This is a genomic window from Arthrobacter rhizophilus (assembly GCF_026241105.1).
In the GTDB taxonomy this organism is placed as follows: Bacteria; Actinomycetota; Actinomycetes; order Actinomycetales; family Micrococcaceae; genus Arthrobacter.
Genome location: NZ_JAPFFT010000004.1, coordinates 76,226 through 101,100, shown reverse-complemented (window position 1 = coordinate 101,100; position 24,875 = coordinate 76,226). Strand labels below are relative to the sequence as shown.

18 protein-coding genes are annotated in these 24,875 nt (G+C 61.0%); 12 read left to right on the top strand and 6 right to left on the bottom strand.

What is annotated here, in order from left to right; translation table 11 throughout:
• Positions 1–12: 12 nt before the first annotated feature.
• From rnpA to OOZ51_RS05520, 7 genes are all read left to right on the top strand, one after another.
• The gene (gene rnpA, locus OOZ51_RS05550; protein ID WP_078107069.1) at positions 13–420 is read left to right on the top strand and encodes a ribonuclease P protein component; all 408 of its coding nucleotides are present in this window, start codon (positions 13–15) and stop codon (positions 418–420) included.
• Positions 413–811, top strand: a complete 399-nt coding sequence (gene yidD, locus OOZ51_RS05545) for a membrane protein insertion efficiency factor YidD (RefSeq protein WP_395800055.1) — start codon at positions 413–415, stop codon at positions 809–811. Before rnpA ends, yidD begins: the two co-directional genes overlap by 8 nt.
• 17 nt (positions 812–828) lie before the next feature.
• The gene (gene yidC / locus OOZ51_RS05540; RefSeq protein ID WP_265978176.1) at positions 829–1,803 is read left to right on the top strand and encodes a membrane protein insertase YidC; all 975 of its coding nucleotides are present in this window, start codon (positions 829–831) and stop codon (positions 1,801–1,803) included.
• Positions 1,803–2,381, top strand: coding sequence for a Jag family protein (locus OOZ51_RS05535; protein ID WP_265978175.1), 579 nt, complete (start codon positions 1,803–1,805; stop codon positions 2,379–2,381). Before yidC ends, OOZ51_RS05535 begins: the two co-directional genes overlap by 1 nt.
• 6 nt (positions 2,382–2,387) lie before the next feature.
• Positions 2,388–3,038, top strand: coding sequence for a 16S rRNA (guanine(527)-N(7))-methyltransferase RsmG (gene rsmG / locus OOZ51_RS05530; protein WP_265978174.1), 651 nt, complete (start codon positions 2,388–2,390; stop codon positions 3,036–3,038).
• Between the two features lie 87 nt (positions 3,039–3,125).
• Positions 3,126–4,181 carry a ParA family protein gene (locus OOZ51_RS05525; protein WP_265978173.1) on the top strand — a complete coding sequence of 352 codons (1,056 nt, stop codon included), beginning with the start codon at positions 3,126–3,128 and terminating at the stop codon, positions 4,179–4,181.
• Positions 4,182–4,248: 67 nt separating this feature from the next.
• Entirely contained in the window at positions 4,249–5,439 is a 1,191-nt protein-coding gene (locus OOZ51_RS05520; RefSeq protein WP_265978172.1) for a ParB/RepB/Spo0J family partition protein, read from the top strand.
• 6,326 nt (positions 5,440–11,765) lie between these two features.
• Here the strand turns inward: OOZ51_RS05520 and trxA are convergent.
• The 5 genes from trxA to OOZ51_RS05495 form a co-directional block, all read right to left on the bottom strand.
• Positions 11,766–12,092: a thioredoxin gene (gene trxA, locus OOZ51_RS05515; protein ID WP_133203770.1), complete on the bottom strand. Its 327-nt coding sequence runs from the start codon at positions 12,090–12,092 to the stop codon at positions 11,766–11,768.
• Positions 12,093–12,128: 36 nt separating this feature from the next.
• Complete coding sequence (gene trxB, locus OOZ51_RS05510; RefSeq protein WP_265978169.1) at positions 12,129–13,085, bottom strand: thioredoxin-disulfide reductase; 957 nt, start codon at positions 13,083–13,085, stop codon at positions 12,129–12,131.
• 211 nt (positions 13,086–13,296) lie between these two features.
• Positions 13,297–14,946: an ABC transporter substrate-binding protein gene (locus OOZ51_RS05505; protein ID WP_265978168.1), complete on the bottom strand. Its 1,650-nt coding sequence runs from the start codon at positions 14,944–14,946 to the stop codon at positions 13,297–13,299.
• Between the two features lie 142 nt (positions 14,947–15,088).
• Positions 15,089–17,170: a murein biosynthesis integral membrane protein MurJ gene (gene murJ, locus OOZ51_RS05500; protein ID WP_265978287.1), complete on the bottom strand. Its 2,082-nt coding sequence runs from the start codon at positions 17,168–17,170 to the stop codon at positions 15,089–15,091.
• Positions 17,171–17,240: 70 nt separating this feature from the next.
• Positions 17,241–17,741, bottom strand: a complete 501-nt coding sequence (locus OOZ51_RS05495; RefSeq protein ID WP_265978167.1) for an NUDIX hydrolase — start codon at positions 17,739–17,741, stop codon at positions 17,241–17,243.
• A gap of 225 nt (positions 17,742–17,966) precedes the next feature.
• Between OOZ51_RS05495 and OOZ51_RS05490 the strand changes: the two genes are divergently transcribed.
• From OOZ51_RS05490 to OOZ51_RS05470, 5 genes are all read left to right on the top strand, one after another.
• Positions 17,967–19,463 (top strand): CCA tRNA nucleotidyltransferase, encoded by a 1,497-nt coding sequence (locus OOZ51_RS05490; RefSeq protein ID WP_265978166.1) that lies wholly within the window; start codon positions 17,967–17,969, stop codon positions 19,461–19,463.
• A complete protein-coding gene (locus OOZ51_RS05485) occupies positions 19,464–20,048 on the top strand; it encodes a histidine phosphatase family protein (protein ID WP_265978165.1) in 585 nt (194 codons plus the stop codon).
• Between the two features lie 587 nt (positions 20,049–20,635).
• Positions 20,636–20,776 carry a hypothetical protein gene (locus tag OOZ51_RS05480; RefSeq protein ID WP_265978164.1) on the top strand — a complete coding sequence of 47 codons (141 nt, stop codon included), beginning with the start codon at positions 20,636–20,638 and terminating at the stop codon, positions 20,774–20,776.
• Between the two features lie 247 nt (positions 20,777–21,023).
• Entirely contained in the window at positions 21,024–22,556 is a 1,533-nt protein-coding gene (locus OOZ51_RS05475) for a glycosyltransferase family 87 protein (RefSeq protein ID WP_265978162.1), read from the top strand.
• Positions 22,549–23,994 carry a phytoene desaturase family protein gene (locus tag OOZ51_RS05470; protein ID WP_265978160.1) on the top strand — a complete coding sequence of 482 codons (1,446 nt, stop codon included), beginning with the start codon at positions 22,549–22,551 and terminating at the stop codon, positions 23,992–23,994. Before OOZ51_RS05475 ends, OOZ51_RS05470 begins: the two co-directional genes overlap by 8 nt.
• A 203-nt stretch (positions 23,995–24,197) precedes the next feature.
• Here OOZ51_RS05470 and OOZ51_RS05465 read toward each other — a convergent pair whose 3' ends face one another.
• Positions 24,198–24,803 (bottom strand): NAD(P)-dependent oxidoreductase, encoded by a 606-nt coding sequence (locus tag OOZ51_RS05465; RefSeq protein WP_265978159.1) that lies wholly within the window; start codon positions 24,801–24,803, stop codon positions 24,198–24,200.
• Positions 24,804–24,875 lie beyond the last annotated feature (72 nt).

Sequence of the window (24,875 nt, the reverse complement as noted above, 5' to 3'; positions counted from 1 at the left end):
GCGAGTCAATAGGTGCTAGCCACCCGTAACCGTCTACGGACTTCAACCGACTTTTCAACAACTGTACGTTCCGGCGTCCGCAATGGACGCCGGAACTTAGTGTTATATACGGCACCTATTGGCGCCGGAGAACCGAGCCGCATCGGCTTCATCGTTTCCAAAGCTGTCGGGAACGCTGTGACCAGGAACCTCGTTAAGAGGAGACTGAGAGAAGCAGGTGCTTTGTCCTTGAATAGGCATGGCACGGGTCTTGCTGTTGTTGTCCGGGCGCTGCCCGCGGCTGCGACGGCGAGCTGGGACCAGCTGCTGACGGATTACAATGCCGCCTTGGCGGCAACCACGAAACGGCTCGGCGGATCCTCTCCGCGAGTTGTTTCGCCCACCCAGGGCACCACAACGGAAGGGACACCGCGTGCATGAGCTGAGCTCCGCCGTCGTCCGCTTCTTTAGAGTCTCTCCGAGGATCCTTGGAACATTTCTGTGGGAGCTGCCGCGCAACGTCCTCATCATCTTGCTGAAGACGTATCGCCGGATCATTTCTCCCTTATACGGCCAGGTGTGCCGATTCTTCCCATCCTGCTCGGCTTATGCCCTCGAAGCGGTGACGGTACATGGTGCCGTCAAGGGGAGTTGGCTCGCAGCGCGACGCCTTGCGCGTTGCCACCCCTGGAACGCCGGCGGCGTGGACCACGTCCCCGCTGGACATCGTCACTGGCCCGAAGGCCAGACGCCCACAATTGTTGTACTGAACAACCCGGACCAGTTCCTGGCTGTGCGGTCTGATGAAGACGGTCGCCGCACAGCGGCCTGAGGAAATAGGGAAAACGTATGGACATCTTTGGAACAATTCTGGCCCCGTTCAAGTGGCTTGTGTCCGCGATCATGCTGGGGTTCCACGACGGGCTGAGTTTCATTGGCCTGCCGCCGGAGAACGGCTGGACCTGGACGCTGTCCATCATCGGCTTGGTGCTGGTGATCCGCGCCGCCCTGATCCCTGTCTTCGTCAAGCAAATCAAGGCACAGCGAGGCATGCAGCTGCTCCAGCCTGATCTGAAGAAGATGCAGGCGAAGTACAAGGGCAAGACGGACCAGCTCTCCCGCCAGGCAATGGCGCAGGAACAGATGGCGCTGTACAAGAAGCACGGAACCAACCCGTTCTCCGCCTGTTTGCCCATGCTGATCCAGATGCCGTTCTTCTTCGCGCTGTTCCAAGTGCTTTCCGGTATCACCCAGGCCCGCCAGAGCGGCATCGGCATCGGCGCCCTGAGCCACGACCAGGTGGTGCAGTTCGACGAATCCAGCATCTTCGGCGCACCGCTCTCGGCTTCCTTGCTTCACGGCGGCGGTCTCCCCGGTGCCGACCAGACGATTGTGTGGGTCCTGTCCATCGTGATGATCCTCGCCATGACGGCGTCGCAGTTCATCACGCAGAAGCAGATCATGGCCAAAAACATGTCCGAAGAGGCCATGGCCAGCCCATTCATGCGCCAGCAGAAGATGATGCTCTACATCCTGCCGCTCGTCTTCGGTGTGGGTGGCATCAACTTCCCGATTGGTGTGCTCATCTATTGGACCACCACCAACCTGTGGACCATGGGCCAGCAGTTCTTTGTCATCCGCCGCATGCCGACGCCGGGATCCCCCGCAGCGAAGGCACTTGCTGAGCGTCGTGCTGCCAAGGGCTTGCCGTCCCACCCCCTCCTGGGCGGTAAGAAGGACGCCGACGTTGCTGCCGAAGTGGCCGCCGTCGAACTCAGGGCACAGCGCATCCAGCCACAACGTAAGAACAGGAAGAAGAAGTAATGTCTGTTGAAAGCACCGAAGAGGCAACGGCCGCTGGGGCCACCGAGGAACTGGGAGAGGCGACGGTAGAAACTGACGCTGAGGACGAGTCCACCGGAAAGAGCTCTTCCGTGAGCCGTCTTGAGGAAGAGGGCGACGTCGCCGCAGACTACCTCGAGGAACTCCTGGACATTGCCGACATCGACGGCGACATCGACATCGAGATCCGCAATGGCCGTACCTACATCTCCATCGCAGCTGAAGACGATTCCGCGGGTCTTGAGAGCCTTGTAGGCCGCGACGGTGAAGTGCTCGAGGCCCTTCAGGAGCTTGCGCGCCTCTCTGTACTGTCTGCAACCGAGAACCGCTCGCGCCTCGTGCTCGACATCAACGGCTACCGTAAAGAACGTGCCGGCGATCTGCAGCAGATTGCCGAAGACGCCGTCGCCAAAGTCAAGGAAACTGGCGCTTCAGTGGCCCTTGAACCGATGAGCGCCTACGAACGGAAAATTGTGCACGATGCCGTTGCGGACCTCGGCTTTGTTTCAGAGTCCGAGGGTGAAGGCGCTGGTCGCCATATCGTGGTTTCGGTCGACTAACGGATCATGGTTGAAATTACGGCGGCCGAGCTGCAGGCGGCAGAGAAGATTTTCGGTGACCGTTTGGGGCTCGCCCAACGGTACGTAGAACATTTGGCGACATCGGGAACCGAGCGCGGGCTGATCGGCCCGCGTGAAGTTCCCCGCCTCTGGAGCCGGCATGTCCTCAACTGTGCCGTCATCGAGTCGGCTATATCCCACGGCAGCCATGTTGTGGACGTTGGTTCAGGCGCCGGGCTTCCCGGCTTGTGTTTGGCGATTGCACGTCCCGACCTTGAACTCACACTGATCGAACCCCTGGAACGCCGGGTTATCTGGCTCCAGGAAATTGTGGATGATCTGGGGCTGGGCAACGTCACCGTCATGCGAACGCGGGCTGAGCTCGCGGTGGGAATGGTCAACGCGGACGTTGTCACTGCGAGGGCAGTCTCTGCTTTGTCCAAGCTGGCTGGACTCACCATTCCCTTGCTCAACGGCAAGGGTGAAGTGGTCGCGATCAAGGGCCGCAGCGCGGCCGAAGAGATTGAGCAAGCAGCCAAGGTTATCCGCAAGCTCGGAGGCGTGGAAACATCCGTTGTGATTTGTGGACAGGAACTTTTGGAGGAACCCACCACAGTGGTGAGGATCGTCGTCAACAAACAGCGGAAGATCGCTTAGCTTTCGGCGCTGTGTCCCGCGTGTCCGCAGCTGAGCGGTTAAGCTAGAGAACGGCAGCTAGAGCCGAATGAGAGTGAGAGTGTGACAGTGGGCAGTAGCGAAACCTCCACGCAGCGGATCCCGCCGTTTATTTCCCTGGGGTCCGCGAGGGCAATGGCTGCGCCCTCGGCGTCGTTTGAATCTGCGCTTATACGCACGAATTTGGTTGCAAATGCCGCTGTTTCACGTGAAACATTGATTGTTGGAAGCGACAACGTCATGGACTCTATCGACGACTCCAGCCCGATTGCGCGCCAGCTCGCGAACGAGACCCGACGCCGGGAACGGCTGTTGGGGCGCGAACTTCCCAAGCCGGAGAACACCCGTATTTTCACGGTCTCCAATCAAAAAGGTGGGGTGGGAAAGACCACCACTACGGTCAACATCGCCGCCGCTCTGGCTTCCGCAGGACTCAATGTCCTGGTGATCGACATTGACCCACAGGGCAATGCATCCACCGCTCTTGGCATTGAGCACCACGCCGATGTCGACAGCATCTACGATGTGCTGATCAATGACCTGCCCCTGCGCGACGTGGTGGCTCCTTGCCCCGACATTCCCAATCTCATCTGTGCACCGGCTACGATTCACTTGGCCGGCGCCGAAATTGAGTTGGTCTCCCTTGTTGCACGTGAACAGCGTCTGCGCCGTGCAATCGATGTGTACTCGAAGGAACGCGCGAAGAATGGTGAAGGCCGCTTGGACTTCATCTTCATCGACTGCCCGCCGAGCCTCGGCCTGCTAACCGTCAACGCCTTCTGCGCGGCCAGCGAGGTACTCATTCCCATCCAGTGCGAGTACTACGCCTTGGAGGGCCTTAGCCAGCTCCTCAAGAACATTGAAATGATCCAGAAGCACCTCAATGCGGATCTGGTCGTTTCCACCATTCTGCTGACGATGTATGACGGACGCACGAATCTTGCCGCGCAGGTAGCGTCGGAAGTTCGCCAGCATTTCCCGGAGCAGGTTCTCGGCGCTGTGGTTCCGCGCTCTGTGCGAATCTCAGAGGCCCCGAGCTACCAACAGACGGTGATGACTTACGATCCGTCATCCAGCGGCGCGTTGTCCTACATGGAAGCCGCCACGGAAATCGCCGAGCGCTAGACTTTCTGAATCACTGCAACATCCTTGGCGGGCTCCATTCTTGCCATTCCACCGGAGGGACATACTAATGAGCGAAAAGCGACGAGGCCTGGGTAGGGGTCTTGGGGCTCTCATTCCCAGCTCCGCTTCGGCTGGTGCATCGGGCAATGGCGTTCCGGCATCGCGCCCTGTGGACCTCTTCTTTCCCGAGGCGCGCAAGGCACCAGAGACGGTGGATAGTCCGCAGGTGCTTGAGACGGAGGTAGCGAAGAGCTCTCCCTCACGAGGATCTTCGTCTAAGAGTTCGACGGCGGCAAAGACTCCCGCGGCGAAGTCGCTGTCAGCGGAGATCTCCGTCACGTCAAAACCAGCCGCAGCGGAGGCAGCGAGTTCCGATGCTGCGGGAGACGCCGTTTCCGAAACTCTTCCTGTGGACGCGCCGAAGGTTGAGCTGGTCGAGGTTCCAGGTGCGCGTTTCGCCGAAATTCCCGTCGGTGACATCCACCCCAACCGCAAACAGCCGCGCAGCGTCTTCGATGAGGACGACATGGCGGAGCTGGTTCACTCCGTCAAGGAAATCGGCGTCCTCCAGCCAATTGTTGTACGTACTTCAACCGAAAAGGGTGGAGAACCGTATGAACTGGTCATGGGTGAGCGACGATGGAGGGCAGTTCAGGCCGCCGGCCTCGAAACGATCCCGGCGATCGTCCGTGACACGAATGACGATGACCTGCTTCGCGATGCTCTGCTGGAGAACCTCCACCGTAGTCAACTGAACCCCCTGGAAGAGGCAGCTGCGTACCAGCAGTTGCTTGAGGATTTCGGTACTACCCACGAGCAGTTGGCTGATCGTATTGGACGGTCGCGTCCGCAGGTGTCCAACACCATTCGTCTTCTCAAGCTTCCTCCTTTGGTTCAACGTCGCGTTGCAGCCAGTGTGCTGTCGGCGGGTCATGCCCGCGCATTGCTCGCATTGCCGGACGCCGCTGCCATGGAACGACTCGCACAGAAGATCGTCGCCGAAGGGATGTCTGTTCGCGCTACTGAAGAAGCCGTGGCACTGTACCAGGATCCTACGGTTCCGCCTAAGAACAGCATCCCGCGGCCCAATGCACGCCACGAGCGCCTGGATTACCTTGCTTCGTCTCTCTCGGATCGTTTAGACACCAACGTGAAGATCACGTTGGGTGCACGCAAGGGACGGGTCAGCATCGAATTTGCGAGTGTCGAGGACCTCAACCGCATCATGGATGTGTTGTCGCCCGACGCCGAAGGCTAGTCTGTCTGGTCTCTATGGAATGGGGTTTGCTTCTGAGGAAGCAGGCCTCATTTTCTTTGTCAGGATTGTTGGGGGCAAAGGGCCCAGTATGGTTTTTTGGGGCACTCTGGGGCGTTCGCGTGCTGAGATCTATCGGTGCGTGCGTTACCTCGTTGATGGCGGCCTCGGAGCAGGTCGCGCGCGTTCGTTTCTGCGAGCGGCCCCGTTACGCCTCGGGGCGGTGGCAGGTGTTTCACGTGAAACGGTGGTTGTACTGTGGCGTTGCGATTGGTGGAGGTACTCTTCCATCGGTGCCCTTGGCTTTCGGCGATCAGGGTGTGGGAGCGTGGGATAGACGGTAGGCACGCGCGTCCCATTTCGGGGTCTCCCGGGTGGGTGGCCGCTACTTTCAAACTTGCGGTGAGTTGAGGTGTGGGCGCGTTATTGATGTTCTGGTGTGTCTGCGAGGGTGCTGGTGACGCGATCATTCTCTGCAGGACTATTTACCGCGGCGGATTGCGCGCGGATTCTCGCCGTGCCCAGTGGATGTCCAGGATGCAGGTCGCCGAAGCCAACCTGGGGTTCCATGCCAAAATGGCCACAATCGGTCAGACCGCGCTCTTGCGTTTCACGTGAAACACTTTCGGGGACTCCCCCCGGGTATCGCGGTCGAGGAATCCCAAGTAGCCTTATCCCTTTGGCCGGCGTTCCATGAGTTGTTTGTTGGGGGCAGATTCCGACGACCGCTGAAAAGAATATTCCCCGCATGCCCCGACTGCTCATTGGACTACGAAAGCTGCTGGCGGAGGAAGCCGGTTCCGATGCTTCTCCCCCACCTGAGACCCGTCTGCGTCGTGCCTCTCAACTAGGATGCTATTGGCTGCGGGCGGTTGCTTCACAAGCCGGAGGCATCCCCTGGGAGTCGTCGTTCGGAAGTTGATGGTCCGGATCTATGTTTCACGTGAAGCAGTCACGTTGAAGGTTTACAACACTGACCCATGAAGATTCCCCTGTGCGGAACTGGGAGTTCGCTCGCAGTATAGCGACGGCCGTTATGGGCTGGTCCGCCAAGAGGTGACTGGATGGACGACTTAGCGTTCGATCTAGTTCATGTACTCATCCTCGATGGGATGAGAGCTTCCGCGTTTCTGGAGGCCCTGGACTTTCCATCTTCAAAAAGACTCTGCGCCGGCCCTGATTCTGTTGGCCCTGCCTTTTCTGGACAGCCCACCACCGCAGCGTTGAGTCCGACTGCTTTGTCCACTGTTCCCGTTCCTGACGCCAACACTCCCGGGATCCGACTCCCTTGGATTCCTGGTGGGTTAGAAACTTCCTTTTGAATCATGGGAAGCGAAGGCTTCGGGACTCAAATCCAGAACTATGCCTCGCTACAATTTCCCTTTGCCAGAACTGCGCCGGAGTCGAGAATGGACTCGGCGTCCCCGTCCCCGACCGCCTGTGCCTGGTCGCCTGTGCCTGGCCGCCCCTGTTTGCCAGCCGATGTCGGACACTCGGCGCTCGTTGCTTCTGCTCGTTGCGCTTCTGTGCGCGACCGCCTGCGGACCTCCGCGGCGCGGTCATGTGCGCCTTACCAGATGCGATTGTGGGACGACAACCGTGATGTTTGGAACAGGGGTTCTTGAGGGCTGTGCCGGCAGGCTGAGGGCGCGAGTTGGGCGTCGGTGACCCTGGTCAGCCTCCCGCCGGCTTCATCTGCTCGGAGTGCTCGTTCCGTTCCTCGGGTTCCAGATTCTGGTGGTCCTCCGGCCAAGCACTCCCACCCGACCATGGATTGGCTGCACGTCGAACCCGCTGGGTGTTTGCTGTTCGACGTTGCCTGGCTAGGCCGACTGTAGCCAAATTCTCTTCGCCAGAGCCGAGAGTTGGTGCGCCCTATGGAGCGTCCGACTCCACGGCGCCACCTTGTCCTTGATGCGTTGGTGCTTGTGGTACCTGTCAGGTTCCTTGGGCTCAGACGGGGTCCAGCCAAGGCTCGGTCGTGTTGTCCCAACCTGGCACAACGATGGCGGCTCCTCCAAGGGATTTGGGCTAGGCGTTCTTGGAGCAGCCAAGGTTGGGCACGTGACCCGCGCGTAATGGTCGCGGGTAGTAGTGGGGTGAAGTTGATCGTCTCGAGCGGCGACGGCAAGCATTTGTGTGCTCGCCGCCTTGGTTTTGCGAGATCGAGTCCTTCGCCCAGAGATCGTTCACTCCCCCACACCTGTTTGAGCTCGGCAAGAAGAGCGGCCTGTGGGGCCGGAGAGGTAGGCCGCCCGCAGCGCCCGGCCCAGTCCCTTGCGATCGATCTCGGATGCTTGCGGATTAGGACACTGTCTGTTGTCCCCATGCCTACACCAGTTGGTGGTGCTCCGTTCCGTTGGGCTTCTTGGCCAGGACGGCGCGTTAGCGGCGAGCTGTCAGTGCGCGCTGGGCTTCCATCATTGAGCGCTATGAGGTTCGAGCGGAGATTCCTTCGAAGTCATCCCGGCTCCGGTCCGGGACTTTGCGAGGACCCCATCCGCGGTTTGTTCGAGGCTGCTATTGCCAGTCTTAGGGGCACAGACGTTCTCCCAGTGCGGCAAGAATTGTAAATGAGCATCGGAAGTACAGCAACGGGTTAGATCTAATGTAGCCGTTCGTGTGGCCCAGTGGGCCTGCTGGCTGGCTGTTGAAAAGCATGAGCAGCCCGGTGGATATCGCTGTGGATAACTTTGTTGATAGCTTGTCTGTTGCTTGAATATCGGGGTCTCAGATCTGTCACCTTCCGTTTGGTCCGCGCCTCGAGTTTCGGCCAACTTGAACACCTTGGCGTCATGTTTCACGTGAAACAAGACTGCAGAACCTGAACTCGGCAAAATTGTCCGTTTTGAATCGCTTTTTGCCCAATTTTCGCGCTTCTGAACGCAGCTTCGGCCTAATCGGAGGATTGATCTTGTATTGCACTTGCAGTCGTACACCCGCCCTCGGACGCCGCGGGTTTTGCCCAGGCGGATGGACGGCTATCCACATCCTTCTGCCCGGTGGATATCGCTGTGGATAACTATGTGAATAACTTTAGGTCGATCGGTGGATATCTTCCTCAGATGTGAATGTAGTTGGCACCAGCGCACATCCTCTGTTGGACCATGAGGCGGCGAGTCTGGTCGGCAGCTGGGAGTGAGGAAGTGGCGAGGTTGGTGCTGAAGGACTGCCAGCACCGCGATCCGCCGATGTTTCACGTGAAACGGTGACCACGCTGATGACATTATGCGCCGGGGACTTCCGTATCGAAAACAAGAAGCGAGGACCCTCAGTGCCCGCAGGAGGCGCCGGTGTGTCTGCCAGATGTGGAGTCCATCCGCAACTCTTGTGGCTGCGCAAGCCGCCGCGACGCTCACCCGGCCGAGTGTTCGGTTGCTGACATGGATGCGGTCTGTCGACTCTGGGTAGATCTTCCTCGGGATCATCTCTGTGTTGGCTGAGACCGGTAGGCCCAGAGCGTGCCGGTCGACTCTGATACCGAGCCGTGTTCGAGGGAGTAGATCGCACGGAAGACGGCCCGCCGTGAGAGCCGTGATCCCACAGACTTGGCCAAGTCTCATCCCGTAAGGTTCCGGTCCGGGGTCGTTCATTCCCGGGGGGCGACTCACGGCGACATTGGTTCAGTGAGCTCTGCCAGCCAGCAGCCGGCGTTTGATGCTGCGCACTCTTGGCGGAATCAGAGCTCGACCGTGCACTCATGAGCGACTCATCCCTGGATGGCCCCAAAGCATGGGGCGAGAAGTTTCGGACTGCTTCCTTGGGCCGACACCGAGTGGCCGGTGCCGTCGGTTTGCCCAACGTTACGGTCACTCAGCTGCTCAAGGCGGAACATCGGTTGTCCCGAGCCTCCACATGGATGCCGTTAGATGTGGACGGGGCGTTCGCGCCAGCGTAGGTCCCGGAGACTCCGAATTTCGTGCTGACAATGAGCCTGATTGATCGGCGAGCTACTGCCCCTCAGACCGCGGATGGATCGGGTTCGAGCTTTGTGAGTCTGCGAGGTGTACGGGCTCTGCGTGGCCCCGGTAGCTAGGCCGGGGGATTCCGGTCTGCTGGATCGGGACGGTATCCGGCCCCCGCTATCGCCGGATCGCGGAGGTGATCTGAGTATTGGACGCGTCGAGTGTCTCCCAGCTCAGGAGGGTACGACTGTTCCCGGCCACCCACAGGAAGCCTCGCGAACGATGTGATCGACTCGCGCTCAATGTCAGGGATGTCCAACGGACGCCACTCTGATCGCGCGGACATACACGTACTGTCGGGTGCGGGTGCAAAAGGAACACCGGTGGATGTTAGTGACGGGCGCGGAATCACGTACTCGTTCTCGAGGCGATCGCGGCAGTGCTCGCCTGGGGCGCAGGCCTGTTCTTCTTCCAGCTCTAACGATGGCCATCGCGGTGCCGGCAGAACCGTCAGAAGCCGGCGGCGGTCTACCGCGTTCTGGGGCCAGAGCTCCTTGGAATGCTGCCACTGCTCCTTTGGATTTGTCGAGATGTAGGGCTCATTTGCGCGAAAGGTGCTGGCTTTCAGGACCTAGGGTCAGTGCGAGTCTCATGATTTGGTATCCCCGCCTCCTGCGGTTAACAAACGCCAGGGCACGATGAACATCGGGCCGCGACGGACGGCGGGCCGCTGCGGACACTACGCTGCGGACACTACGCTGCGGACACTACGCTGCGGACACTACGCTGCGGACACTACGCTGCGAGCAAAGAATGGCGATGTTGAATTAGCCACTCTAGTCCATCACTGGTCTCTGAAGACCACGATGCATTCCCATGAAGGTCAATAGGGGTCCGCAGGAACTGGCGATGCCTCCCCAGTAGAGTGCGGACGGATCGAAGCACTCAGATTTGCTTTCGCATTCAAGAAACAGGCTATTTTGTATTCATTTTCATATCCCTCTGAAACCAGGCCTTATTTTGGACCAATTCAGTGGGCTATTGGGGCTCGCTCCTTGGTCAGTGCAAGGCATGCGTTCTACAGTCCGCAGAAGTCGTGGACGCGCGGAATAGGAGCTGGGAGCGCTGGCGGCTGTTCTAAGCCGAAGGGGTGGAGTGGTTTGGAGGCCTGTTTAGCTTCGCCCGTGAATGTTCGAAATACGTGTGTGGCTGGCGGATTTTCGGCTCGGACGGTCACCAGTCTGTCACCCGAGCCTCAGGGTAGTCCTCTACAGGCATTGCGGTTGTGTGGAGTGGGAGCCGCTCAAGGCTGCGAGGGCGTCTCCTTCTTTGGCTTACGTCAACATCCATTCCCGCTGTCCTGTTGCATCAAGCTCACAACGGCACCCCTTTCCGGCAATTGACTGGCTAGGTCAGACGGAAGCTTCGATCATGAGAGGCTACTAGGTGCGTGACGCTGTCTCTGTCCCCGGCGCCGCTCCCGCGCCACACGCATGCGTTGTTTCACGTGAAACAAGTAGGAGAAGGTGGTGCGTAGTTACGGCGGGTACGCATGGACGAGCCTTGGGTAGTTCGTCTACCTAACCTGGCTACGAGATGAATCACCTAGTCTTCGATGCGTTCGCATGATTATGGGCGTAGAGATGGGCGTAGACACAGCCGGGCACAACTGTCCACACCAGCCAGGGATCTGTGCGTCACTCCCCGTTCACCACTGGATACGAGGACAACATCTGGAGCATCGCGCTTGGAGAGCCCGGGAGCAGCGCCGCCCCCTGGCCGGCCCTTGGATCGATGAACTTGGAGAACGGCGACTGCAGCGAACATGGACGTTTCACGTGAAACAGTGCATAAACAGGTTCCGCACCAATTTGTCGTACAAACCTAAGGGCCGAGGTGCGTCTAGATACATCGGCAGCGCCCTGCACTGTTTCATGTGAAACCGGCTCCTCAATCCAAAAGGCCATTTGCACGAAAGCAAGGGGAATCCATCCCTGGACGGACATAAGGATTTGGCTAGAGGCTTCGCAAGAGCCCTGGAAACCAGGGAGACGATCAATTCTGGGCGGCAAACCACAGACGCTACCGCATTACAGCCCATCGCTGCCCTACCCCAGATAGGCGGAACGCCATCTTGCGGCTGGGCACTTCCCGCTCAAAATTCCTAGGTTTAGAAATCGAAATAGGGTTCTCGGCGTGAACTTAGCGATCAACGCGAGTAGTGGACCTCCTTGCCATCGCTCGAACATCAAGCCAATACACCAACAACGGGATCGGCAACGCGATTAAGGGATACCTGGATCGGAGGGCACGAAAAGACTCCGCAACCAGAAGACGCGGGCACGAAAAAACCGGTGGATCCTGCTCATAAGCGGGAACCACCGGCTGAGTCCGGAAGCGCCACCAAAGTGCGGCGCTCGAGCCTTAGGACAGGACGGACTCAAATTCCTTTTCGAAGAACTGCTTCGGCTTGGCACCGATAACCGTGCTCTTCACTTCTCCCCCACTGAAGAGGTACACGGCAGGAATTGACGTGATGCCGTACTCTGCGGCGATGGCCGGGTTGTCGTCGACGTTCAGCTTGACGACGTCAACCTTGTCTCCGTATTCAACCGAGATCTCGTCGAGGATCGGACCCAACTTACGGCACGGGCCGCACCACTCTGCCCAGAAGTCCACGATGACCGGCTTTTCAGCGGCCAGGACGTCGGTGCTGAAACTGGCGTCGGTAACGTCTTTAGCGTTGCTCATAATTTTTTCCCTTCGAATGGATGGCTGCTGTGCCGATTAGGCGTGCAGGTCTGCAAGATAGTGTTCGACGTCCAAGGCCGCGACACACCCGGAACCCGCGGCCGTAATGGCCTGCCGGTAGGTGGGGTCGACGACGTCGCCGGCAGCGAAGACGCCCTTGATGCTCGTCTTGGAACTGCGGCCCTCGACGGCGATGGTGCCTTCTGGGGACAGCTCAAGTGTGCCCTTCACCAGTCCCGTGCGGGGGTCATTACCGATGGCCACGAAAACGCCAGTGACGGAGAGTTCGGACTCGGTACCGTCCACGAGGTTCTTCAGCTTCAAGCCGGTCACCTTGTCACCGCCGATGACGTCCTCCACGGCGGTGTTCCACACGAAGTTGATCTTCTCGTGTGCCTGGGCACGATCGCCCATGATCTTGGAAGCCTTCAGCGTGTCTCGGCGGTGCACCACGGTGACGGACTTGGCGAACTTGGTGAGGAAGAGTGCCTCCTCCATGGCCGAGTCACCGCCACCGATCACTGCAATGTCCTGGTCCTTGAAGAAGAAACCGTCACAGGTTGCACACCAGCTCACGCCGTGGCCGGAGAGACGCTTTTCGTTCGCCAGGCCGAGTTCCCGGTAGGCGGAACCGGTCGACAGAATGACCGCCCGAGCCTTGAAGGTCTCCCCCGTGCCGATGGTCACGGTCTTGATGTCGCCGTCGAGATCTAGTTCGGTGACATCCTCGAACTGGATCTCGGTCCCGAAGCGCGCCGCCTGCTTCTCGAAGTTCTCCATGAGATCGGGTCCCATGACGCCGTCAGGGAATCCTGGGTAGTTTTCGACGTCTGTTGTGTTCATCAGTTCGCCACCGGCAGTCACAGAACCGGCGATGAGCAGCGGGTTCATGTTGGCGCGTGCCGTGTAGACGGCCGCCGTGTATCCGGCAGGCCCGGAGCCTACGATGATGACATCACGTACTTGGGACGCGGTGTTTTCTGCGTTGCTCACTGTTGGGTGAACCTCTTCCTTAGTCGATGCACCGGATTATCGCGGCCGGCCACATGGCACAACCCCATGGCGGCGTCGAATATTCCGGCGTTTCCGGGGACCCTGATATCCACCACCATTCAGGGTACCGTCTGGTGGCGCGGGTCATGGAAGGACGCAGGCTCCGTTACCTGAGTTGACGGCCCTTGCCGTCAACTACTGGACCGTGGATTTACTGGACCTTGATCTCGGCGAGGCGTAGGCCGAAACCGTAGCGGGTCTTGGGCGCGGTCAGCTTAGGCAGCGATTTGATGGAGATGATCACGTACTGGGCTGTTGCGGGGGTACTGAGCGGCATGGTGAGTTCCGGAGAGGTGAAGCTGTTGGTGCCTACCAGCTTGGCGCCGTCCATCGCCGGACGATCGTTGGTGTAAACGCTGATGTTTCCACCGGAAGCACCCAACTGGCTCAGTGTGACGGACTTGACCTGCGCGGGCGCCTTGAGCTTGACCAGCAGGGAAACTCCGTCAGGTGCGAGTCCACCCCAGTCTGCCGTGGCGAACTCCATGTCTGACCAGTAGCTCGCGGCGTTGCCGTCGAAGGCCTTGACCAAGTCTTTGTCATAGCTCGCCGCAAACTCGAAATCGCCCATGCGGGTGACACCATCAATGACTGGCGGTGCCGCAACGGCTGTGGCCGACTCGGTGCTGCTCGGCTGTCCGGATCCTGTTTGAGACGCCGGGGTGGACTGCTTGGCCGCGGGAGTGCCGCCCGGGATGAGACTACCGAGGTTGGTGACCGCAAGTATCAATCCGACGATCAGGACGGCGGCGAGGACGCCACCCACCAGCCACCGGAAGGAACGGGGCTCGCGTACGGGCTCGTCGTCGTAGTATTCGTCCTCGTCAAGCGGATCCGCTTGCTCCCGGGCCGTGGCCGGGAAACTCGACGCGCCCCGGTTGTACCCGCCCGAAGCGCCGCCTGCAGCAGCGCCGGCGGCACCACGGGAGGTGGCGGCGTCGTCGTTGACGAAACCGTAGTCGTCCTCGGACCAGAGCGAGACCTTGGCGTCCTGGGAAGGGCTCGCAGACGCCGGCGCAGGAGGAGTCGACGCTGGAACGGCCTGTGTTGCGGGCCCCTTCTGGATTTGCTGGGGGGCGGTCTGGTTCGGCTGTACGGTCGAAGACGCCTCGGTGGAGGCGGTGGCTGCACGCGTGCGCTGGCCGTCGTCGCTGTTTGGCTTGCCGGTGCCGGAACCCTTCACAGCAGCAGCGGCCGCTGCCCCTGCTCCAGCTGCCGCAGCGGCGATGCGGGAACCAATGCCACCTGGGGCCGAAGCGGGCCGGCTGGCAGGCAAGGGAGGAACCACCGGGCGGCGCTTGTCTTCGGCGGGTGCTGCTGCTGCTTGCGATGCACCGGCCGGATTGGGCTCGTCGTCGTCGTAATTGATGTACTCGGCGTCGTGCTCTTCGTCGTCGTACAGTCCGTCGTAGGTTTCGGGCTCGCGGGACCGGGCTTGGCCGAAGATCTCGCTTCCGAGCGTGTCCGTGAAGAACGGCTCGACGTACGGCGGGTTGGTGGCCACCACGAGGTCCAACAGATCAGGAGCACTGCTGTGGTTCGTGATGAGGTACGTGGTGCTGTCGCTGACGCCGAGATCGAGGATCTGGACGTGCCCGGGCCGTTCACCGGTGGCTACTTCCCGGGCGCTCTTGGCAACTTGATCGGCGTTTCCGGGGCCGGCCACGAGAATACTGACGGGCCTGTTAAGGACCTGGTCGACGCCGTCGAGCACCAGATCTTGGTCGTGCGAAGTCAACACGGTGGCTGTGACTTTGTAGCGGCCGCCAAGCACTGATCCGACATCGATCGGGTGGGACACGGGTTCCTCCTAGACTGTCCGGAAGCTGCGGGTCCTGAATACGGGATCCGGCCAGCCGGGTGACCCGTGGTCTGCAACTACCTGTATTAGTTTCTGATCCTAGCGGATTGGGCCGTTCTGGCCCCCGGTTTGCGCCGATGCGTCACTGTTTGCGCTGAGGTCCACCGCGGAAATAGGGGTTGTTTCCCAGCGGGCCCTGATAGGTGCGGCGGCCAGGTAGCGGAATGCCCGGGCGGCCCGCGCCTCCTTGGGCGGTGCTGGGGAGGTCCTCGTCCGGCAGGTAGGACTTCTCGACATCGGACCAGGCATCCACCTTGCCTTGCCCCTCCGCAATGGCCGCATCGGCAATGCCGTCGGAATCATGGCCCGCATCCCTCCCGTGCTTGGACGGGAGGGTTTCCAAGGCGGGACCGGCGCGGAACGACGCTGCGTCGAATTCGCCCGAGATGCGCGGAATGAGCCCGGTATCGTCGGACACTGTGGCGCGAACCGGCGTCGGGGTTGGCGTTTCGCTGGCGGACGGCTCTGGTGCCACCGGAACGCCCCGTCCGAGGCGGCCAAGCACGGGCAGGAGCAGGTCGCGCAGTTCGCTGACATGGAAGAGGCGCAGCAGGAAGAGGTAAGCAAGCAGCATGACGGGCCCGACGACGATCACCGTCACCAAGGCGGCAGGCCTGCTGCTCCAGGCGAAACCATCGGCATGGTAGCTGCCGAGTAACCACAGGGCCAAAGCGCCGGCGACCGCCGAGCCTAGGGCCGCGTAGCCCATGCGGATGTAGGAGTTGGCAATCCGGGGGCCGTCCACATGGCCGAGGAGGCGCCTCAGGAACCAGACGCTGATGACCACGGAAAGGATGTTGCCGAGGGTGTACAGGACGGCGATCGCGAAGATGATCTGGGCGACCGGCAGGAACTGGATGATGAACGCGCCTACAACGTTCAGTAGCGCCAACATGAGTTGGATGTAGAACGGGGTTCTGGCGTCCTCATTGGCGTAGAACACGCGGGACATCATGAAGTTGGCACTCATGAACGGTGTGCTCAACGCGAGGATCGTGAGCGTCTGTGCCAGCATGACACCGTCCTGGGGCTTCCCGCCGGAGAAGAACATGCCCAGCGGGCCGGCGAGGGCAAAGAGTGCCAGCGCCCCGAAAACGGTGGCGACGGCCATGGTCCGCAGTCCGTGGGAAAGCGCTTCACGCAACTCGGCTTTGTTGCCGGCTTGGGAGGCACGGGTCATGCGGTTGAACAACACGGTAGCGAGCGACAACGCGATGATCGAGTGCGGCAGCAGGTAAAGCTGGCTGGCGACTTCCAGGACCGCGTTACCGGGAAGCGTGGCTGCGGCCGGGTCTTGCGCGTGCTCGAGGCGGAGGCGCTCGGATCCGGGAATGGTGGCGATCCTCATGACATAGAGGAAAGCGAGCTGCCCGACGGCGGCGGTCAGGAGCGTCCAGACGCTCAGCTTTGCTGCCTGGCCCAGGCCCACGCCCCGCCAGCCGAAGCGGGGCCGGAGACCGAGCCGCAAGCGGATCACCGGGATGAGCAGTATGGCCGTCTGGGCGAGCACACCCACGGTGGAGAAACCCGCAATCAGGAAGGTTTGGAAGGGCCCCCAGTTGTCCAGGGTGTGGGGGTTGGTGTTGTTGGCACCGAGGATCCAGATGAACATGCCCAGTCCTGCGATGGCCACCACATTGTTCAGGATCGGCGCCCACATGGCGGGACCGAAGGCGCCGTTGGCGTTGAGTATCTGGGTCAGGAGCGCGTACAAACCGTAGAAGAAGATCTGCGGCAGGCAATAGAAGGCGAAGGTCACCGCGATCGATTTTTGCTGTGGCGAATAGCCCTGGGTGGTGAGGTCGATGACGATCGGTGCGGCTAGCGTGACCAATGCTGTCAGTGTCAGGAGAACCAACACAGCCAGAGTCAGCAGCCGGCTGATGTAGTCCGCGCCCCGGTCCGGTCCCTTGCTGGCTTTGATGATCTGCGGCACCAGCACCGCATTGAAAACGCCACCGGCCACCAGAAGGAAGATCAGGTTGGGCAGGTTGTTGGCATTGATGAAGGTGTCATTGACCGTCGATCCCAGGCCGAGCGCGGCGCCAAGCATCCACGTTTTGGCGAAGCCGAGAAACCGTGAAACGAGCGTGCCGGCGGCCATGACGGCGCTGGAACGGGTTTCTCCGGACTGGACTGACTGGGTTGATTTGGCGGCAGACATTGTCATTATCGTCCCATGAGCCGGGCTGCCTGTTGCGTCAAACCGGCGTTAGGCGGTGTGAAACGCCGCGTTAGAGGTGTTCGGGCAGGACTTCCCGGGCCAGATCCGCGATGCGCCGCTCATTGGGGAAGGACAACTTGCGTGCCAGATCCTGGAGGGGAACCCAAGCTGCGTCTATGGCCTCTTGATCGGGATCGTTCTCGATGGTCAGCTCGCCGCCCGTGGCGCGGAGCAGGAAATGGTGCACGGTTTTGTGTACACGGTGCCCGCTCACGGTGAACCAGTAGTCGATGCTTCCGAGTGGAGCCAGGACGTTGCCTTCGATTCCGGTCTCTTCGGCGATCTCGCGGACTGCGGCTTCCTCGTTGTTTTCCTTGCCTTCCGGATGTCCCTTCGGCAGGCACCACTCAAGCCGGCCACCCCTATTAAGGCGGGCGATGATCGCAACCCTCAGTTCGCCGTCGGACGTGTCCACTACGACGCCGCCGGCAGAGACCTCCTCCACGGTCGGAAGGGCGGCCTGGGCCGTGTGCGGAGCGGGCGCGACGTGAGCACCAATTGCCGACGGCAATGGTGCATTCGTCCTCCTGCCAGGAGCACTCGGGATCGGGTTGGCCATGAAGTCCACTCTAACGACTCTTGCCCGTTGGTGATGACCGGGACATGGACTCACGGTGACGTGCGGATGGCGTTCGGCCGTGATCCCGGTGCTGTAATCGCGCAATCGCGCTGTGTCTCCCTGTAATGACGACGATCGGTGTGATGGCGCCGTGAAATCTGACAAGCTTAAGGAACTATGGCGCAAGTATTGGACAGTTCTTCAGTCAATTTCCAGATGGATCCAGTGGTCCTGGACCTCGGTCAGCGGTTCGTGGACGCTGGATTCGAACTGTCGCTGGTGGGCGGGCCGGTGCGGGACCTCTTCCTGGGACGCGTCTCCCCGGACCTGGATTTCACCACTGACGCCACTCCGGACCAGACGCTTTCCATCATCAAGAGGTGGGCGGACAATTTCTGGGAGATTGGCCGAGCCTTCGGAACGATCGGAATGAAGAAGTCCGGCTTCCAGATTGAGATCACCACGTACCGCGCCGAGGCCTACGATGCGGCCTCCCGCAAGCCGGTGGTGGCCTTCGGCTCGTCGCTGCTGGACGATCTCCTCCGCCGCGACTTCACCATCAATGCCATGGCGCTCAGGCTGCCCTCCCTCGAGCTCGTGGATCCGTTCGGCGGGGTGCGCGATCTCCACGCCTCGGTGCTTGCTACCCCGGGATCCCCCGAATCGTCGTTCTCCGATGATCCGCTGCGCATGATGCGGGCCGCCCGCTTCGCGGCGCAGCTTGGCGTTGCAGTGCACGACGACGTCCGCCTCGCCATGTCCGGAATGGCTGAGCGGATCAAGATCATTTCCGCCGAACGCGTGCGCGAGGAACTCGTCAAGCTCATCAATGGCGCGAATCCGCGGGCGGGAATCGACCTCCTAGTCGACACCGGCCTGGCGGAGTTCGTCCTGCCCGAGGTCTCTGCGTTGCGCCTTGAAGCCGATGAGCACCACCGGCACAAAGACGTCTACCAGCATTCCCTGCAAGTCCTGGAGCAGGCCGCGTCGCTTGAGACCGGTTCGGATGGCCCGGTACCTGGGCCGGACTTTGTATTGCGCTTCGCCGCGTTAATGCACGACGTCGGGAAGCCGGCTACGCGCCGGTTCGAACCGGGCGGCGCGGTGAGCTTCCGCCACCACGACATGGTCGGTTCGAAGCTGACCGCGAAGCGCATGAAAGCCTTGCGCTTCGACAACGACACGATCAAGGCCGTGGCGCGGCTCGTCGAGCTGCACATGCGCTTCTACGGATACGGGGATGCGGGCTGGACCGATTCCGCCGTCCGCCGCTACGTGGCAGATGCAGGACCCCTGCTGGAGCGCCTGCATCGACTGACCCGCTCAGATGTCACTACGCGTAACCAACGCAAGGCAGAGCGGCTCTCCTTTGCCTACGATGACCTTGAGCAACGGATTGACGTCCTGGCCGAACAGGAATCGCTCAATGCCATCCGCCCGGACTTGGATGGAGCGCGCATCATGGCTTTGCTGGGACTCAGGCCCGGGCCCGCGGTTGGACGGGCCTACAAGTTCCTGCTGGAAGAGCGCATGGAAAACGGTCCGTCGTCCCCGGAGGACGCCGAATCCAAGCTTTTGGCGTGGTGGGCAGAGCAGCCCGAGTCCGCCGTCGAACTTTCATCGGAACCATCCGTCGATGCCCATGCCGGCATTGCCGAACCAGAGGAGTCCTAAGTGAACGAAGCAGCCAAGCCCGCCCGGCCACAGCTCTGGATCATGCGCCACGGGGAGACCGAATGGTCCAAGAGTGGCCAGTACACGGGATTGACCGATCTCCCGTTGACGGTGGAAGGCGAGCAGCAGGCCGTGGAAGCGCGCAAGATCCTGGAAGGCATCGACTTCGACCTCGTCCTGACTTCCCCGCTGCGCCGAGCCCGTCGTACCGCGGAGCTGGCCGGTTTCCCCGACGCTGTCCACGAGCCGCTGGCCGTGGAGTGGAATTACGGAGATTACGAAGGGATCAGCTCGGACCTCATCCGCAAGGACAACCCGGACTACCTCATCTGGTTCGATGGCGTCCCCAACGGAGAGACGCTCGACTCCGTGGCGGCCCGTGCCGACAAGATCATCGCCCGCGTCCTGGAGTCCGGGATGGACAACGTCCTGATTGTTGCCCATGGCCATTTCTCCCGCATCCTCACGGCCCGTTGGCTTGAATTGGATGCCAGGGAAGGGCGCCACTTTGTCCTGGGAACAGCCAAAGTTTGTACCTTGGGATGGGACAAGCGGACGCCGGCAATTCTTCGCTGGGGACTGTAAGAGGAATTAATTTATAAATTGTTTGTAATTGGCTGGTCAACAGCACGATTCATGGTGTAACTTTATTTTTGATCCCAGAGCGATCCGCCGGGATTAAGGCGTGCACTACCCAGCAAGTCAGCTGCGGTGGTGCCAAAGCAGAAAAGGAGGTTGGGAAAATGATTACTTTGACTAGCGGATGGAAGATGACCGTTGCTGGCACCCCGGCCTTCGCTGCTCGACGCCGTTTTGCGGCCTAACCTCTCCTGATGCACTTCCGCCCCTGATTATTGGGGCGCTTCAAGGTGCAATCAGGATCCGAGTTGGGCCTGCCATTGAGCGGTATCACGCGATTGACGTGGTGCGCAGTTTCCTCATAGTTCGGAACCAGCTTCTTGTTGGGGACGGCTGCCCCCTGGATACCACGTAACGGAACTCCATGCTCCGGTACTATCCACGGTCATTCTAACAATCCGCTTAATCCGGCCCATCATTGCCGGCATTCACGTGCCTATTTCCTCCCCTGTTTTCTTTCGAATTCAGGGGACTTAATTGTCATGTCCGAATTCGGGCAATTCTCTTCCACAACGAAAGGAGGTGACACCACCATGGCCAAGCGCCTAAAGGACCTGATGGTCTTCAACGGCAAACCTGTCGTCAAAGACAGGACTCTCTTCAACGGACAACTGCTGGATCAGCGCAGGGAAGACGTCTACGTCGTCCTGCACCAAATGGGAATCATCCGCTGAGTGTCCCCACCACTGCAATTCAGGAGGGACTGATGGCACACATCGGACCGTTCGCCTCGGAAGCCCACGCGGCTATGCGTGGGCTTCCGCCTTTTAAGGACTTCATCGGGCGGGCTCGGGGCGGGCAGTTGGGGCGAGCGGGCTCGGGGCGGACTTGGGGTGAGGCTCGGCGGAGCTCGGCTGGGGCGGGGCTCGGGGCGAGCCGGACTCGACGCCGTCCGGCGCGGCTGAAGGTAAGCTCGATTGCATGCAGGAGACCAAGCCGCACATCCAGCAAAAGCCTGCGAGCTTTGTGGTTCCCAGCCGTAGCGACTCCTTGCTGAGGAACTTCACCGAACTAATCGGAGGACCCCTCGGCCGGCGTTCCTCTCCTGGAGCCATCTCCCCCGGATTCTTCACCGTTGAACGCGTCCTGATCATCCTCACGATCGTTGCCGCATTGCTGGCGATCCTGATCAAGGGCTATTGCAGGGTCAACGGTTGGCAGGCACCCCAGCAGTTCTACGCCACGTGCTACTCGGATTTCCCCGAACTCTTCCGCAGCCGAGGCCTCGCCGATGGCGTCTTTCCGTTCTTCGATCAGAAAAGCCTCTTCGAGTATCCCGTGATCGCCGGGCTGATAGCCGGTGCTACTGAATGGTTGGTACCTGGTCATGGTGCCAGCCCGGAACGGATCTTGGGCTACTTCGATGTGAATGCCACCTTGATTGTGGCCCTGTGGATCGTGGCTGTCCTGGCTACCGCGCGCATCAACCGACGCCGGCCCTGGGACGCAACCATGGTGGCCCTGGCCCCTGGGATCGTGCTGGCCGGCTTCATCAACTGGGACATGTGGGCCGTAGCCATGCTCGCAGTGGGGATGTATTTCTTCGCGAAGGAACGTCCCTTCCTGGCCGGCGTGTTCATCGGTCTGGGCACCGCCACCAAGCTTTACCCGGTGCTCATCCTGGGCGCAGTCTTTCTGCTGGCGCTACGCAGCGGCCGGTTTAAGGTCTTCTTTGCCACGAGCGTTTCGGCGGCAGCGGCCTGGCTTGCGGTTAATATCCCGATCGCCGCCGTCAACCCAGCCGGCTGGCGGTACTTTTTCGACTTCACCCAGGACCGTCCGGCCGGATACAGCTCGTTGTGGTTCGCCTACAACCTAGTGGCAGACCGCCTGCACCTTGTCCAACTTGGTCCGGAAGCCACCAACGCCTTGGCATTCAACGTGTTCCTCCTTGCGTGCGTCTTGATTGCGGGATTGGTTTTGACGGCGGCGCGGCGCCCCCGGCTTGCCCAACTGACCTTCCTGATAGTGGCTGCATTCATCTTGAGCAACAAGGTCTATTCGCCCCAGTTTGTGCTGTGGCTCGTGCCGTTGCTGGCTTTGGCTCGGCCACGTTGGCGCGACTTTCTGCTCTGGCAGGCTGCCGAGGCTCTGCATTGGACCGCCACCTGGATGTATTTGGGCCAGACCAGCAGCGGCGGCCCCGTGCAGAACAACATCGACATGCCGTACTACGTCATGGCCGTGATGCTGCATATGGCCGCGACGGCATATTTGATGTTGAGGATTGCGTGGGACATTTGGGAACCAAATCTGGACCCCCTTCGGATCCAAGGCGAGGACGATCCCCATGGAGGGGTGTTCAACGGTGCCAAGGATTGGTTCCGGGTGGACCTCAAGAACCCTGCCGTATCGGTTCTGCCTTGGCGCCACGTTGCCTCGTTCCCTGAACGGCGGCAGCCCAACCAGGACTCAATCACTTCCGCGAAAGGCGAGGCCGAACGCGATGGCTGAGGTCGCCGTCGTCGGCTCCGGACCGAATGGCTTGGCTGCAGCGGTGGTCATGGCGCGCGCTGGCCTGGCTGTCCGGGTCTACGAGGCTGCGGGGACGATCGGGGGCGGGACCCGCACTGCCGAACTGTTGGAACCGGGCCATGTCTACGACGTCTGTTCCGCGGTCCACCCGATGGCGCTGGCTTCGCGATTCTTCCGGGATTTTGAACTCGATCGGCGCGTGGAGCTACGTTTGCCGGAGGTTCAGTACGGCACCCCGCTCGACGGCGGCCGTGCAGCTCTCGCCTACCGCTCGCTGGAGCGGACGGCTTCTGAACTCGGGGCCGACGGAGCCGCTTTTGCCCGCCTGATGGGGCCGTTGGTGGAGCACCTAGGCGGGGTGCTGGACGTAACTCAGAACCAACTGCTGAGAGTACCGGCGAATCCCGTGGCCGCACTGCGATTTGCGTTGGCGACCCTCGAGCAGGGTTCGCCGTGGTGGAACCGGCGTTTCACGGGGGATGCGGCTCCCGCACTCTTGAGCGGTGTCGCGGCCCATGCTGTGGCGCCGTTGCCCTCGTTCGCCGCAGCGGGGGCGGGACTCTTGTTGGGAGCGCTGGCGCATGCCGGTGGCTGGCCCATCCCGGTTGGCGGCTCGGCGGCGATAGCGGACTCGATGGCCCGCGACATCGAGGCCCACGGCGGGGTGATTGAGACCGGCGTGGAGATCGATTCCTTGGAGGAGTTGCGGCCTGCTAAGGCCATTTTGTTGGACGTTGCACCCACGGGCCTGCTGCGCATGGCCGGTTCGGCACTTCCGGGACGCTACCGGCGCGCGCTGGAAACATTCCGCTTCGGGAATGCGGCGTGCAAGGTTGACTTCATCCTGTCCGGCCCGGTTCCGTGGGCCGCGCCGGGGCTTGCTGGCGCCGGGACCGTGCACGTTGGTGGCACACGAGCCGCCATGGCTGAGGCCGAGAACTTGGTAACTGCTGGCCGGCACCCCGGGAAACCGTATGTGCTTGTGGCCCAGCCATCGATCGTGGATCCCGGGCGCGCTCCTGCTGGGCGGCACATTCTCTGGTCCTATTGCCACGTGCCCAAAGGGTCAACCGTGGACATGGCCGAGGCCGTCATGGCAAGGATCGAGGAATTCGCACCAGGCTTCCGGGATGTGGTGGTCGGCTGGAAAACGACGACGGCGGCAAGCTTGGCCGAGTACAACGCGAACTATGTGGGCGGAGACTTCAGCGCGGGACTGATGGACATTCGGGGACTGCTCCAGCGTCCCGTGCTTTCACCGGTGCCGTGGCGGACGCCGCTGCCTGGCGTGTACCTGTGCTCATCGTCCACGCCGCCGGGGCCTGGAGTGACAGGAATGCCCGGTTACCACGCAGCCAAACATGCCTTGAAAGACATATTCGACCTGCGGGTACCCGGGCTGGGCCTAGCTGCATGACGACGCCCCGACGCTCGCTCACATGTGTGGCCCTCCCGGCCGACGCTCGCTCAGGTATGAGCCCAAACGACGGAACGCTGCTGCAGATCATGTGCAGGAGGGTCTGGTTGGAGGCCGTCATATCTGAAGGAGCGTCGGGTTGGAGGCCCCTATATCTGCAGGAGCGTCGGGTTGGAGGCCGACAGACGTGAGCGAGCGTGAGGTTAGTTGGCTGCCGTGAAACGTGCGCGGCGGTGGGCCGGGGTCTCGATCTCGTCCAGCATGGCGACGGCGTAGTCCTGGGTTGAGATGCTGTTGCCCGCAGGGGAATCCTCGGCGGTGGAGTAGTTGCCCGTGCGTTCGCCGGGCTGGATGACGGGTGCCGGTGCCAGCACGGTCCAGTCCAGGCTCTCCGGGGCTTCCTTGACGGCGGCGAAGGCTGCGGCCGCGGTGGTGGCCTCGGCTTTGTAGGCCTCCGGGAAGTCAGGCGAATCGAGGAGGCGGACGCCGTCGATCACAAGGGTACCGGCGCCGCCGACGATCATGAGGCGCGTGCCTTCGGCATTGGTGTAGGCGGTGTCCATCGCTGCAAGCCACTCTCCGTGGTCTCCGCCGGTGCGGCTCGGCCCGGTGGCGAGGATGACGGCGTCGTGCTCTTTGGCGATCTCCGCGAAACTCTGGCCATCAGCTTGATCGGCGGCGAGGGACTTCGCTCCAGGGACCTCCGAGCCCTTGCGGGAGATGGCGGTGACTTCGTGGCCACGGGTGAGTGACTCGTTGACGATCTGGCTTCCGACCATGCCTGTTGCGCCGTACACTGCGATTTTCATGACTCTCCTTGGGTTGCTATCCTTGCAATACGAAAAGAGTATCTATTTGATACTGATAGTTTCAAAGGAACT